Source organism: Bradyrhizobium lablabi, from assembly GCF_018131005.1.
Classification (GTDB): Bacteria; Pseudomonadota; Alphaproteobacteria; order Rhizobiales; family Xanthobacteraceae; genus Bradyrhizobium; species Bradyrhizobium lablabi_D.
In genome coordinates this window covers 39,438-52,409 of record NZ_JAFCJK010000002.1, presented here as the reverse complement: position 1 = coordinate 52,409, position 12,972 = coordinate 39,438, and the positions used below count along the sequence as shown (strand labels likewise).

General features: G+C 64.6%; 12 protein-coding genes. 10 read left to right on the top strand and 2 right to left on the bottom strand.

The features are described 5' to 3' along the window. The first annotated feature begins 113 nt into the window (after positions 1–113). On the top strand, positions 114–491 hold the full coding sequence (locus JQ553_RS05290) for a helix-turn-helix domain-containing protein (protein WP_212498874.1): 378 nt from the start codon (positions 114–116) through the stop codon (positions 489–491). Between the two features lie 41 nt (positions 492–532). Here JQ553_RS05290 and JQ553_RS05285 read toward each other — a convergent pair whose 3' ends face one another. Continuing rightward, positions 533–2,125 (bottom strand): OprO/OprP family phosphate-selective porin, encoded by a 1,593-nt coding sequence (locus JQ553_RS05285; RefSeq protein WP_212498873.1) that lies wholly within the window; start codon positions 2,123–2,125, stop codon positions 533–535. Positions 2,126–2,482: 357 nt separating this feature from the next. Between JQ553_RS05285 and JQ553_RS05280 the strand changes: the two genes are divergently transcribed. Genes JQ553_RS05280 through JQ553_RS05270 form a run of 3 tightly spaced genes read left to right on the top strand, consistent with a single transcriptional unit; the run spans position 2,483 to position 5,947 of the window. Next, the gene (locus JQ553_RS05280; protein ID WP_212498872.1) at positions 2,483–3,889 is read left to right on the top strand and encodes a DegQ family serine endoprotease; all 1,407 of its coding nucleotides are present in this window, start codon (positions 2,483–2,485) and stop codon (positions 3,887–3,889) included. After that, on the top strand, positions 3,886–5,220 hold the full coding sequence (locus tag JQ553_RS05275; RefSeq protein WP_212498871.1) for a replication-associated recombination protein A: 1,335 nt from the start codon (positions 3,886–3,888) through the stop codon (positions 5,218–5,220). Before JQ553_RS05280 ends, JQ553_RS05275 begins: the two co-directional genes overlap by 4 nt. Positions 5,221–5,269: 49 nt before the next feature. Further along, entirely contained in the window at positions 5,270–5,947 is a 678-nt protein-coding gene (locus JQ553_RS05270) for a hypothetical protein (protein WP_212498870.1), read from the top strand. Positions 5,948–5,956: 9 nt separating this feature from the next. On the opposite strand, the gene JQ553_RS05265 is transcribed toward JQ553_RS05270, so the two are convergent. After that, the gene (locus JQ553_RS05265; protein ID WP_212498869.1) at positions 5,957–6,898 is read right to left on the bottom strand and encodes an alpha/beta hydrolase; all 942 of its coding nucleotides are present in this window, start codon (positions 6,896–6,898) and stop codon (positions 5,957–5,959) included. A 135-nt stretch (positions 6,899–7,033) separates the two neighbouring features. Between JQ553_RS05265 and JQ553_RS05260 the strand changes: the two genes are divergently transcribed. From JQ553_RS05260 to JQ553_RS05235, 6 genes are all read left to right on the top strand, one after another. Beyond that, entirely contained in the window at positions 7,034–8,248 is a 1,215-nt protein-coding gene (locus JQ553_RS05260; RefSeq protein WP_249143992.1) for an RluA family pseudouridine synthase, read from the top strand. Between the two features lie 122 nt (positions 8,249–8,370). Then, a complete protein-coding gene (locus JQ553_RS05255) occupies positions 8,371–9,594 on the top strand; it encodes an amidohydrolase family protein (RefSeq protein WP_212498867.1) in 1,224 nt (407 codons plus the stop codon). A gap of 79 nt (positions 9,595–9,673) precedes the next feature. Then, the gene (locus JQ553_RS05250) at positions 9,674–9,988 is read left to right on the top strand and encodes a hypothetical protein (protein WP_212498866.1); all 315 of its coding nucleotides are present in this window, start codon (positions 9,674–9,676) and stop codon (positions 9,986–9,988) included. A 133-nt stretch (positions 9,989–10,121) separates the two neighbouring features. Next, on the top strand, positions 10,122–10,907 hold the full coding sequence (locus JQ553_RS05245; protein ID WP_212498865.1) for an ATP12 family chaperone protein: 786 nt from the start codon (positions 10,122–10,124) through the stop codon (positions 10,905–10,907). 127 nt (positions 10,908–11,034) lie between these two features. Beyond that, on the top strand, positions 11,035–12,576 hold the full coding sequence (locus JQ553_RS05240; RefSeq protein ID WP_212498864.1) for a flagellar hook-length control protein FliK: 1,542 nt from the start codon (positions 11,035–11,037) through the stop codon (positions 12,574–12,576). Next, positions 12,573–12,836 carry an EscU/YscU/HrcU family type III secretion system export apparatus switch protein gene (locus JQ553_RS05235; RefSeq protein ID WP_212498863.1) on the top strand — a complete coding sequence of 88 codons (264 nt, stop codon included), beginning with the start codon at positions 12,573–12,575 and terminating at the stop codon, positions 12,834–12,836. The genes JQ553_RS05240 and JQ553_RS05235 overlap by 4 nt, the downstream gene beginning before the upstream one ends. Positions 12,837–12,972 lie beyond the last annotated feature (136 nt).

Below are 12,972 nucleotides of genomic sequence, written 5' to 3'. Positions count from 1 at the left end.
TCCCGTTGCTGGCGCGTGTCCGCGCCCTCAGCTAATTGTCGAGCTGGCTCCACTTTGGCAAGTACTGTAAATACAGGGAACTAGTCCCTGTTTGGATACTATTGGGGGAGTCGATGAAACGGAAGGATTTCACCCATCGGCCCGGCTGTGCGGTCGAAGCGACGCTCGACTTGATCGACGGCAAATGGAAGGGCGTTATCTTGTTTCACCTGCAGGCCGGAACGCAGCGCTTCGGCGAACTGCGCCGGCGAATGCCCGGGATCACCCAGCGCATGCTGACCAAGCAGCTACGTGCGCTCGAGAACGACAAGCTCGTGATTCGGAAGGTCTATGCCGAGGTGCCGCCGCGGGTCGAATATTGCCTCTCCGAGATCGGCGAGAGCTTGCGGCCGGTAATCGATATTTTGAAAGCCTGGGGCGAAAGCCACCAGCAGCGATTGTCCTGCGCCCCCGCGCGGGAGGCGGTCAAGGAGCCGAAACACGCCGCATAGGATTCCGGGAGCGGTGTTGCCGCTCCCGGAAGGTAGTTGCGTCAGAACTTGATCTGCGTTCGCATTGCGATCGCATCGAACTTCGAGCCGACATCGACCGTCGAGGTAGACGACGCCTGCTTGTTGAGCTCGCCATGCAGATAGTTGAGCATGAAGCGGATGTTGTTGTTGACGTACCAGTTCAAACCCGCCGTGTAGACGGTTTGCCGGCCGGCGGCGATGCCGAACGGGGTGCCGAGCTGATCGTTGAGGTCGATCTGGCTGATGCGGCCACCGATTTCCCAGGCACCCCAACCGCTGCCGTTGAGCTCGAAGGGATTCTTCGGTCTGATGCCGTTATAGGAGGCGGTCGACGGATTGTAGGTGCGGGTCTCGCCGGTCAGCGTGTAGGCCGCCTGCGCATAACCGCCCTGGAACTTCGCGCTCGGAGCCCCGAACGCCGGCACGCTGGTATTCGCGTCTCGCTCGACGTTGTACCAGTAATACTCGCTCTGGAAAAAGAACCCTCCATAGGTTGCAGCCGCTTCGACGCTGTAGACCTGCGCTCCCGAGGTGTTGGCGATCGCCGCCGAAATCAGGTTGGTCGGATCGATGCGCAGCTCGGGCCGGTCTGCGAGCGTGAGCGACTGCGTGTTGGTCACGAAGTTGCGAGGAGGCGTGATCAACCATTCGGCGTCACCGCCGAGGTGCAGCGAGTAGCCGTCGCCGCTGATGATCTGGCCCGCGATGCGCGCGGTCGCGCCGACTTGTTCGCTGGTGCCGGGCGGCGTTACGCTGGACGCCGAGTGAATGGCACCCGTGGTCGGACCGGTGAGATAGGCGCCGACCCACAATGTGTCGTTCCACCAGCGGCCACCGACCGCGGAGCGGAAGTCGCCGGCTGCGATGTTGGTCGCGATGTTGGTCGCGGAGGAGCGCTCCATGAACAGAATGTCGTTGGAGGCCGTCGATTCGTCCAACGTGTAGAGCAGGTCAAAGACGCCGATTTCGAGCGCCGACTTGCCGCCGAACGGCTTGAAGCCGGTGTAGCTCAGATAGGCGTTCTCGATGCCTGAGGTGCCACCGCCCGGGAGCGATCCTGGCGCCGCGCCGCCAAAGCCGTCGGAAGAGCCGCCGAAGTCGTAGATCAGCGCATAGTTCCAGTCGCCGAAGAACTTGCCGATCAGGCCGATGCGCGCTCGGCGGAGATTTTGGCCGCTGTCGAGCTTTTGCGGCACGGTCCCAGCCGAGTTCGGGCGGTAGTCGTAACCACCGACGTCGTAGTGGACCCGGCTCGTGATCGCGATGCAATTCTGCTCGTCCGCGGTACAGATGGTCGGCCTGTTGTCCGGCATCTTCACAATCACGTCAGGTGGCGCGACCGGCCCCTTCACCGGGATGAGCGGAGGCGCGCTCGCGACGCGCGCAGCCTTTGCATCCGCGGCCTTCGCCTTGGCAGTTGCCGCGGCGGCGGCCTCGGTGTTCGTGTTGGTCTGCTTCTGCAGCTTGTCGAGCTTCTGCTCGAGCATGCGGAGCTGTTGCTTCAGCAGCGCGATCTCTGCGTCAGAGCCTCCTGCTGATTGGGCATACGCCGGCGCGGCAGCGAGAAATCCCGCAAGCCCTACCGCGATTGCACCTAATCTTGTTGCACCCATGTTCGAAGATTCCCCATGTTGAAAGTTCATTCACTGGACCGCAGTCCTAGAATGCCATCGTGAACGTCATGCGACCTTTTAGCACGGAACCCCGGTTCTGCTTGTTGCGCAAACGCAACAGCCCGAGCAGGTTATTTGAATGACTATCATAATATGATCAATCAAATCTGAGTTGAGAGGCGCTAGCGTAATATGCGCGTCACGAATTGCCGCGAGGCGCGGCAGCACGAGATCCCGTCGCGCACGAGGCCGCGCACAGATCTGATGCGGCGGGCCGGGCGCACTTCAAATGCGGCAGATACCCTTCAATTGCGGGACGAACGGACCTATATTCGGTGACTTTCGCGAGAGGTAAGAATGCTCCGATTCATCCGCATTGCTGCAATTTCGGTTCTCTTGGCATTGGTGTCTGTAGAATATTCCCATGCGCAGGCACAGGATCGTCGCGTGCCATCCTCAGCGGCTGAACTGCGGCTGTCCTACGCCCCCATTGTGCAGCGCGTGCAGCCGGCCGTGGTGAATGTCTATGCCGCCAAGACCGTTCAGAACCGAAATCCGCTTCTCGATGACCCGATTTTCCGCCGCTTCTTCGGCGTGCCGGGCCAGCAGCCGGAGCAGATGCAGCGATCGCTCGGCTCAGGCGTGATGGTGGATTCGTCGGGCCTGGTAGTCACTAACAATCACGTGATCGAAGGCGCCGACCAGGTGAAGGTCTCGCTCGCCGACAAGCGCGAATTCGAAGCCGAGATCGTCCTGAAGGACAGCCGCACCGACCTCGCGGTGCTGCGGCTCAAGGACAGCAAGGAAAAATTCGCAACCCTCGACTTCGCCAATTCCGATGAGCTTCAGGTCGGTGATGTCGTGCTTGCGATCGGTAACCCCTTTGGCGTCGGCCAAACGGTCACGCACGGCATCATCTCGGCGCTGGCACGAACCCAGGTCGGCATCACCGACTATCAGTTCTTCATCCAGACCGATGCCGCAATCAATCCCGGCAATTCCGGCGGCGCGCTGGTTGACATGACAGGCCGGCTCGCCGGCATCAACACGGCGATCTTCTCCCGCTCAGGCGGTTCGCAAGGCATCGGTTTTGCGATTCCCGCCAATATGGTACGCGTCGTGGTGGCGTCCGCCAAGAGCGGCGGCAAGGCGGTGAAGCGGCCGTGGCTCGGCGCCCGGCTGCAGGCGGTGACGCCGGAGATCGCTGAGACGCTGGGGCTCAAACTGCCGAGCGGCGCGCTCGTCGCCAACGTCTCGCCGAACAGCCCGGCCTCGCGCGCAGGCCTGAAATTGTCCGATCTGATCGTTGCAATCGACGGCCAAACCATCGACGATCCCAACGCGTTCGACTACCGATTCGCGACCCGCCCGCTCGGTGGCACCGCGCAGGTCGACGTTCAGCGCGGTGGCAAGCCCGTGAAGCTCACCGTGCCGCTGGAGAGCGCGCCCGACACCGGCCGCGACGAGATCGTGTTGACCGCGCGCTCGCCGTTCCAGGGCGCCAAGGTCGCCAACATTTCGCCGGCGCTTGCCGACGAACTACATCTCGACGCCGGCGCCGAGGGTGTTGTGGTAACCGAACTTACCGATGATGGGACAGCCGCCAATGTCGGTTTCCAGAAGGGTGACATCATCCTCGCCGTGAACAACCAGAAGATCTCCCGGACGAGCGACCTCGACAAGGCGTCGAAAGCGGGGACGCGGATCTGGCGCATCACGCTGGTGCGGGGCGGCCAACAGATCAACGTGACGCTGGGCGGATGAGTCCAAAACAACCGCGTAACGCTCCCAATCTCTTTGCCGCGGCAGGGATGGAGCAGGACGCGCCCCATCCGCTGCCGGACCGGCTGCGTCCGCGCGTGCTTGCCGATGTCGTGGGCCAGGACCACATTCTCGGCCCCGACGGCGCGCTGACGCGCATGCTGCAGACCCGCACGCTGGGCTCGCTGGTGTTCTGGGGACCGCCGGGCACCGGCAAGACCACGGTGGCGCGGCTGCTCGCCGACGCCACCGAGCTGCATTTCGAACAGATCTCGGCGGTGTTTTCCGGCGTCGCCGACCTGAAGAAGGCGTTCGACGCTGCGCGCGCCCGTCGCGAGACCGGCAAGGGAACGCTGTTATTTGTGGACGAGGTGCACCGCTTCAATCGGGCGCAGCAGGATTCCTTCCTGCCGGTCATGGAAGACGGCACCGTGGTGCTGGTCGGCGCCACCACGGAAAATCCGTCGTTCGAACTCAACGCCGCGTTGCTGTCGCGTGCCCGCGTCCTGGTGTTTCATTCGCTCGATGCGACCGCGGTAGAGAAGCTCTTTGCCAACGCCGAGAAGGTCGAGGGCAGGAAACTGCCGCTCGATGCCGAAGCACGCGCGGTGCTGGTGCGGATGGCCGATGGTGACGGGCGCGCGGCGCTGACGCTCGCCGAAGAGGTCTGGCGCGGGGCACGCGCAGGTGAGGTCTTCAACGCCGGGCAATTGCAGGAGATCCTGCAGCGCCGCGCGCCGATCTACGACAAGTCCGCGGACGGCCATTACAACCTGATCTCGGCACTGCATAAGTCGGTGCGCGGCTCAGATCCGGATGCTGCGCTGTACTATCTCGCGCGGATGCTCGATGCCGGAGAGGATCCCCTGTTTCTTGCGCGGCGGGTGGTGCGGATGGCGGTAGAGGATATCGGGCTTGCCGACCCGCAGGCGCTGGTGATCTGCAACGCGGCCAAGGACGCCTACGACTTCCTCGGCTCGCCCGAGGGGGAGCTCGCGATCGCGCAGGCCGTGGTCTATCTGGCCACCGCGCCGAAATCGAACGCGGTCTACACCGCGTTTGGCGCAGCGATGCAGACGGCAAATCAGGGCGGCTCGCTGCTGCCTCCGAAGCACATCCTGAACTCGCCAACGAAATTGATGAAGTCGGAGGGTTATGGTGCCGGCTATCAATACGATCACGACACCCCCGATGCGTTCTCGGGCCAAGATTATTTCCCGGAAGCGCTCGGTCGCCAGACCTTCTACGATCCACCCGACCGCGGATTCGAACGCGAGATCCGCAAACGGCTGGACTACTGGGCCAAGCTGCGGGCCCAACGCGGAAGCGGCTGACACGCCCCTGGAATCGCCATAACATATCGGCAACCTCAGGGGGCATCGCGTGGATAACGCCTGGTTGACCGCTGCCATCGTCGTGGTGCCGCTTTTGGCCGGCCTCAGCCTGATCGGAGCATTGGCGCGCGGGATCTTCAACAATCCGAACGTCCCCAACAGCAACGCGATCGTACTTCTGATTGCAGCCCTGCTGTGTGTCGCACCGACCGTTCTCAATCTCGCGGTGAAGCTGCCCGGAGGCACCGAGATCAGCCTGGTCCGGGAACAGCTGCAGACGCAGACCCAGCAGATCAAGGCCGATGTCGGCGAGCAGGGCGCCGATGTGAGGGGGCAGCTCGAGGCGCTGCGCAAGCGGGTCAACGTGCTGGAGAAGGGCGCGAGCGCAGCCGCGACGCCAGCCGAAAAGCAGCAGATCGATGCCAACAAGAGCAAGGTCGTCGTCGTGCTCTACATGGTGGACCGCAGGGATCTGGCGATGCAGATGCAGGACTATCTGCTGCAAAGGGGCTATAGCGCCAACGCGGTCTTTACCGACTTCACCGAACTCAACGACGCGAGTCGCCTGCCGTCCGGCACTGTTGCATTCGTGTCGGCCGAGAATGATTCCGCGCTGCGCAACGAAGTCGAGAAAGTATTGCGCGCGAAATTCCCGCAGGTTCAGAAGGTGGTCGATGCCAGCTCGCCGAAGCTTGCCAGCACTGCCGTTCAGGTGCGGCTGTTCTGACCTGCCGGCCTACTTCCCGGTCTTCACGAAGTCCAACATTTCATCGGTCAGGCGCGTATCCGACGTGTTGATCGAATAGACCTCCGACATGTGGCTGTGCTGGGGGAGCATGAACGTGCGCGTGCAGCCGCTCAGCCGCTTGCAGGCCGCGCGTTTCACCAGTTCGAATTGCTCGACGAAGCGCGGCGGGTCGAGCTCGGCAGCGGTGACCATCAGCGGGATCGGGCTCGCGAGAAGCCCTTGCAGCGAGGAGCGTTCGGCGTAGCGCGACGGATCGGAGCCGAAATAGGCGAGTTCGGCGTCGCCCGCCGGTGACGCCGTCAGATCATAGATGCCTGATATCATGATCGCCCCGGCCAGGCCGCCGCCCTTCACCTTGTGAAATTCTGGGTGAGAGACATAGCTTGCGACGTGGATCGCGCCGGCCGACTGGCCCATCAGGAAGACCCGGGCGGGATCGCCGCCGCGCGCGCCGATCTTCTCCGACACCCACTCGACGATCGCGCCCATGTCTTCGGCGCCGGCCGGCCATGGAAAGGCGGGCGCCAGACGATAGGTGGCGTTGACGCCGACAAAGCCGTTCTTCACTGCCCACAGCATGATGTTGTCGTAGAACGGGCTGCCCGGGGCGCGCTTGCTGCCGGCGACGAGACCGCCGCCATGGATGTAGATCAGCACCGGCCGCGCGGATGAGCTGGTCGCTGGCGTGAAGACGTCGAGCAGGTGCCGATCGGCGGGGCCGTATTTGACGTCCCGCTCCACCTTCACGCCTTCATACGGCTCTTTCTGCTGCAGCGGCGCGTAGAGCGGGGCCGTTCTCGGCGGATCGACCACGCGGCCAAGTTCCAACAGCTTCCAGGCCAGATCGTCGGGCATCGGGCTCTGCTGCGCGAGCGCCGAGCTTGCGATCATCACCGCCGCCGCCGCCAAAGCCGATCTTGCAAGTCTCATGAGAAAATTCCCCGCCGGTTGCCCGCGTGCTTGGGCCAACATGGCCGATGTCGCGCAGGATTTGTAGCGATTCCGCCGTGACGATTCGCGGCATTTGCGCTAGGCACAATGCGGATCCGGAGCCGAAAAACCGCCATGAGCCGTCGCATCAAGAGGACAACATCGCCGGGCGACCGCGCCAAGAGCGGATCCGGGCATCGCAGCCGCAAGCCGGACGATCGCAAGAAGGGCAATCGCCCGCCGGCGCATCGCGCGGACGGCAAGCCGCAACGCTTCGCCGAGCCACGGCGTGAATTGCGCGAGCGGCCCGAGCCCGTCATGTCAGCGCCGGCAAAGGTTGCCGACGGGTTGCCGCTGCCGACCAAGGTGCAGACCGTCGTGGTGACGGCCGACGAGAACAACATGCGTGTCGACCGTTTCCTCGAGGCGCGGTTTCCCGGGCTGTCGTTCTCCCACATTCAGCGGATCGTCCGCAAAGGCGAGTTGCGAGTGAACGGCAAGCGCGCCGACTCCAAGGACCGGCTGGAGGAGGGGCAGAGCGTGCGCATCCCGCCGCTGCGGCTCGACTCGCCGAAGGCGGTCGGCGTGCTCTCGGAAGCCGCCACGAGGACGCTGCAGGCGCTGAAGGACATGACGCTTTACGAGGACGCCGACGTGCTGGTGCTGAACAAGCCCGCAGGCCTGGCCGTGCAGGGCGGCTCCGGTATGACGCGCCATGTCGACCAGATGCTGGAGGTGATGCGCGACGCCAAGGGGCAGAAGCCGCGGCTGGTGCATCGCCTCGACAGGGAGACCTCGGGCTGCCTCCTGGTCGCCAAGACACGCTTTGCCGCGACGCATCTGACCGGCGCGTTCCGCCATCGCTCCGCGCGCAAGATCTATTGGGCGCTGGTCGCGGGCGTTCCGAAGCCGAAGCAGGGCCGCATCTCGACCTATCTTGCCAAGGAGGAGGGCGAGGACGACACCATCATGCGGATCGCGGCGCATGGCGATGAGGGTGCAAGCCACGCGGTGACCTACTACGCCGTGGTCGAGACCTCGGCGCAGAAGCTCGCCTGGGTGTCGCTCAAGCCGGTCACCGGGCGGACGCACCAATTGCGCGCGCACATGGCGCATATCGATCACGCGATCGTCGGCGATCCCAAATACTTCAACAAGGAGAACTGGGAGTTGCCCGGCGGTCTGCAGAACCGCCTGCATCTGCTCGCCCGCCGCATCGTGATCCCGCATCCGCGCGGCGGCGTGATCGATGCGACAGCGCCGTTGCCGCCGCATATGCTGCAATCCTGGAACCTGCTCGGGCTCGAGGCCGACCGTTTCGACCCGATCGAGAACGCGCCGGAGGAGTGACCCGGACGTGCCGGTGCCTGAGCGGGCAGAGCAAGAACGATCAAAGCGAGGTCATGGCGATGCGCTATCGTCCGCCGCGGCTGGCTCATGGCGATACTGGCAATGATCGATGGGATTTGTGCATGACCGCAACGTCGCTCCGCATCACGCTTCTGCTTGGATTTCTCTGTTCGATCGTCGGCTTCAACGCTGCCGCCCACGCCGATACGCTCGTGCTCAAGGGAGGCACACTCTATGCCGCGCCGGAGGCGGCTTCGGTGGCGGATGCCGTCGTCGTGGCGACCGATGGCGTCATCACGGCCGTCGGCAACTCAAATCAGGTCCAGGTCCCGCACGACGCACGCGTGATCGACTGCGCCGGCAAGACGATCGTTGCCGGCTTCTGGAACAGCCATGTCCATTTCACGGAGGCCGCCTGGCGCAACGCTGCCAATGCACCGGCTGCGCCGCTCACGCAACACATGCAGGACATGCTGACGCGCTGGGGCTTCACCACGGTGTGGGATCTCGGCTCGGATCCTGCCGACACCCTGCCGCTGCGCCGCCGCGTCGATTCCGGCGAAGTGCCGGGGCCGAACATTCGCGTCGCCGGCAACATGTTTCCCAAAGGCGGCCACCCCGTCTATGTGCCCCGTGAGGTGCAGCTCCCCGAAGTCACGACGCCCGATGAAGCGGCGCAGCTCGCGCGCGTTTATCTTGGAATGGGCGAAGACGGCATCAAGCTGTTTACCGGTGCGTTCATGGGCGACAAGCCGGTCATCAACATGGACCCGGCGATTGCCAAGGCGGCGGTCGACGTGGCGCATGCGCAAGGCAAGCCGGTATTCGCCCATCCGCAGAACAAGACCGGTGTGGAGACGGTGATCGCAGCCGGCGTCGATGTGCTCGCGCATACCACGCCCTCTGAAAGCGGATATACGGCAGAGCAGCTCGCGCGATTCAAGGCGCAGGGCATTGCGTTGATTCCGACGCTGGCGCTCTTCACGACCGTCGTCCTCGATCCCAACGTGACCGCTCGACTAGTTGACGTGACCGTGAACCAGGTCAGGCAATTTTCGGAGAACGGCGGGCCCGTACTGTTCGGGACCGATGTCGGCTTCACGAAGCAGTACGATACGTCGCAGGAATACGAGCTCATGCACCGTGCGTTGTCGGAGCGCCAGGTGCTGGCCTCTCTGACGACCAATCCCGCGCGGTATTTCAAGGCTGTGAAAAAGGGACGGGTGGAGCAGGGGCTCGACGCCGACCTGGTCGTGCTCGACGGCGATCCCATGGCCGATGTCCGCAACCTCGCCAAGGTCGCCTACACGATCCGCGCCGGGCGCGTGATCTATCAGAGGCCGTGACGGAGGCAGGACGCGGGTCGTCAGTGGGTGAGCAGGTATTTGGCTTGCGGATCGGTCGCTCCGTAACGACATATTGGGCATGCTGCGATCTCTGTTTCCCACCTGCGTGCTGATCGTCGCCTTGAGCGGGGGCGGGGCGTTCGCGCAACTCTTCCCGCCGGGCGGTTCGCTCTACAACCCGCCGCCGCCGGCGCCGCCGCCGCCACCCAGGATCGAAGTGCCTCCGGTTCCCAAGATCGATGGGCCCCGTTCGGCGCATCCGAACGTCCGCTCCTCCAGACGCAACTCATTTGGCGACCGCATGTCGAGATGCCTGGATGAAGGCGCAGCGCTTGGGTTGAACCAGTCCGATCGCGCGACCTATGCGCGCTCCTGCGCCAATTTGCGGGACTGAAGCATGGCCGCGTCGAGGATGGCCATGACCAGCGAAAGGCCCGCAAGCACCTTGATCCGTCGCATCAGCTTTATTTGCCGCGGTCCCTGACATATCTTGCGGCAAATACCAGAGAACGAAAGCCGGCCGCGCGATGCGCGAATTATTCGATGAAATCGCAGGACAATCCCCGCCCGATCCGCAGGAAGCAGTGCGGCGCCAGACGCGCGCGCCGCTGCGCAAGCGCTTCTATGAACGTGCCAGCGTTGCCGATGCCGGCGGCGGCTTTTCGATCACGCTCGACGGCCGGCCGATCCGTTCGCCGTCAGGCAAGCCAGTGGTCGTGCCGGCGCGCGCCACCGCGGACGCGATTGCCACGGAATGGAACGCGCAAGGCGAGACCATCGAGCCCCTGACCATGCCGTTGACGCGTTTTGCCAACAGCGTCGTCGAGGGCGTGATCGATCGCGTCGATGCCGTGGCCGACGACGCTGCGAAATTCCTCGGCAGCGACATGCTGTTCTATCGTGCCGGCCATCCCGAGGCGCTGGTCGCCCGCGAGGCGACGCATTGGGACCCCATTCTGTTCTGGGCAGCCGACACGCTCGGAGCTCATTTCATCCTCGCCGAGGGGATCACGCATGTCGGCCAGCCCGGGGCTGCGATCAAGGCCGCCCGCGCGGCATTTCCGCACGATCCGTGGTCGGTCGCGGCGCTGCATGTGGTGACGACGCTAACGGGTTCGGCACTGCTGGCGCTTGCGCTCGCGCATGGCTTTCGCGACGAAGACCAAATCTGGGCGGCCGCGCATGTCGACGAGGACTGGAACATCGACACATGGGGTGCCGACGAGGAGGTTATGTCGCGCCGGGCTGCCCGGCTGGTCGATTTCAAGGCCGCTGCGAGCATTCTGAAGGTTCAGAAGTCCGTGGTCGGTTAACGAGAGGTTTAGGACGCTGGGCTAGCGTCGAGCATATCCGGAAGAGTGGAAGCCGGGTTGCTCCAATAAGAGGGCGGGATCACGAAACATCGCTTCGTGGGCCTGCGACCTGGCCGAGACCTCTGACATGCCGATATCGATCAATCCCGTGCTGCCGGTGCCTGCCACCCAGGAGACGGGCAGCGTCGCGTCCGAACTCGTGCTGCAGGCGGGCAGCGTCGTCAATGCGCAGGTGCTGAAGATCCTGTCCGCCGACCTGGTGCGGATCGCGATCGCGAGCCTGTCGATCGACGTCCAGTCCGAGGTGCCCTTGCAGCAGGGGCAAACACTTCAACTTGCGGTCTCGCACACGGAGGACGGCATCCGTCTGCAACTGGTCGGGCAAGCCGCAGCGTCGAGCGATCTGGTGACGCTGTCGGCGGATGCCGCAGCCGACGTCGCGGCAAATTCCGAGGCGAATGCGACGTCGCCCAAGGCCGTGCTGACGCCGCTGGAGCGCGGCGTGGTCACGGCTGCGGCGCAGAGCGCGGCCACGGTGCAAGGCGGCCAGGGCACGCTGTTTGCCAATCTCGCCGCGATAGCATCGAACAATCTGCCGCCAAGGCTGCAGGCTGCGATCGCGCAGGTGCTGGCGCAGCAGACGAGCCTCGATCACAATCTCGGCGGCGACGACATCAAGGCGGCGTTCCAGAGATCCGGACTGCTGTTGGAGGCCTCGCTGGCGTCGGGTGTCGTGCAGTCCAACGGCGCCGTGCCCGATCTGAAGGCCGCGCTGATCGTGTTGCGCCAGGCGCTGCAATCCTCGCTCGGCGCGACCGACGCGACCAGGACGCTGTCCGCGGCGGCACCGAGCGTCGTCCCGACGGGCGCCCCAGATCTCGAGACGCAGGATATCCCGCTGCCGCAATCGCGCCTGGCTGTTACCGGCGATCCAGATGCTGTCGGCCCAGGCCTTGCCGGCGCGCTCGCTGAGACGCTCGATGGCGTCCCGTCACGTGGCGGCGCGCTCAATCTGATACAGCAGGCACTGCGGGAGTCCGGCAATTCCGCGCGTCCGGCAAGGGACATCCCGCCCGGCGACATCGCGCACGCCAATACGCCGCCACCGCCGTTTCGCGGCGCGCCGCCGGCGGCGCAAGCGATCGCGCAGCCATCCATCGGTCCCGGCGCAACGCTCGCCACTGCCGCGCATCATCTGCTCGAGAACACCGATGCGGCGCTGGCGCGGCAGACGCTTCTGCAGGTCGCTTCGCTCCCCGATCGCATCGACACCGCAACGCCACAGGTCGACACCACGACGCCGCGCTGGAATTTCGAGATTCCATTTCTGACGCCGCAGGGCACGGCGATGGCCCAGTTCGAGATTTCCCGCGACGGCGGCGAACAAGAGGTCGAGGCCGCCAAAAGGGTGTGGAAGGCGCGGTTCACGCTCGATGTCGAGCCGGCCGGCCCGGTCCATGCGCTGGTCTCGCTGAGCGGCGAACGCACATCGGTGCGCATGTGGGCCGAGCGGCCAGGGACCGCCGCGCAGCTACGCGCCGGCGCCTCGCAATTGAGCCGGGCGCTGGCCCAGGCCGAGCTCGTGCCCGGCGAGATCGACATCCGCGATGGCGAGCCGCCGCAAGGAGCGCCCGCCCGGGCCGGGCATTTCCTGGACCGCGCGCTATGAGCGACACCAGGAACCAGCTCGCGGTCGCGCTGCATTACGACCACTCCGGCGCGCCCCGCGTCGTCGCCAAGGGCAAGGGCGTCATCGGCGCCAGGATCATCGAGATCGCCAGAGAGAACGACATTCCCATCGAGGAGAACGAGGTCCTGGCCGGCGCGCTCGCCAATGTCGAGCTCGGCGATGAGATCCCGGCCGAGCTCTACAAGGCGGTCGCCGAAGTCCTGATCTTCGTGCTGCGGCTATCGGGCAGGGTGCGCTAAGCATGATCCGGAAAAGCGCGTAGCGGTTTCCCTCGCGACAAAAGGCGAAGCGTTTGCGCGGAGGTCACGCTCAAACGAGGCCCAAAGCGCAATGCCGATTTTCGGCCCGATCGCATCGCGCCGTGGGCACCGGCTT

Coding starts and splice junctions, on each gene's coding strand:
- JQ553_RS05290 (WP_212498874.1), top strand. CDS start 114: ATGAAACGGAAGGATTTCACCCATCGGCCCGGCTGTGCGGTCGAAGCG.
- JQ553_RS05285 (WP_212498873.1), bottom strand. CDS start 2,125: ATGGGTGCAACAAGATTAGGTGCAATCGCGGTAGGGCTTGCGGGATTT.
- JQ553_RS05280 (WP_212498872.1), top strand. CDS start 2,483: ATGCTCCGATTCATCCGCATTGCTGCAATTTCGGTTCTCTTGGCATTG.
- JQ553_RS05275 (WP_212498871.1), top strand. CDS start 3,886: ATGAGTCCAAAACAACCGCGTAACGCTCCCAATCTCTTTGCCGCGGCA.
- JQ553_RS05265 (WP_212498869.1), bottom strand. CDS start 6,898: ATGAGACTTGCAAGATCGGCTTTGGCGGCGGCGGCGGTGATGATCGCA.
- JQ553_RS05260 (WP_249143992.1), top strand. CDS start 7,034: ATGAGCCGTCGCATCAAGAGGACAACATCGCCGGGCGACCGCGCCAAG.
- JQ553_RS05255 (WP_212498867.1), top strand. CDS start 8,371: ATGACCGCAACGTCGCTCCGCATCACGCTTCTGCTTGGATTTCTCTGT.
- JQ553_RS05250 (WP_212498866.1), top strand. CDS start 9,674: ATGCTGCGATCTCTGTTTCCCACCTGCGTGCTGATCGTCGCCTTGAGC.
- JQ553_RS05245 (WP_212498865.1), top strand. CDS start 10,122: ATGCGCGAATTATTCGATGAAATCGCAGGACAATCCCCGCCCGATCCG.
- JQ553_RS05240 (WP_212498864.1), top strand. CDS start 11,035: ATGCCGATATCGATCAATCCCGTGCTGCCGGTGCCTGCCACCCAGGAG.
- JQ553_RS05235 (WP_212498863.1), top strand. CDS start 12,573: ATGAGCGACACCAGGAACCAGCTCGCGGTCGCGCTGCATTACGACCAC.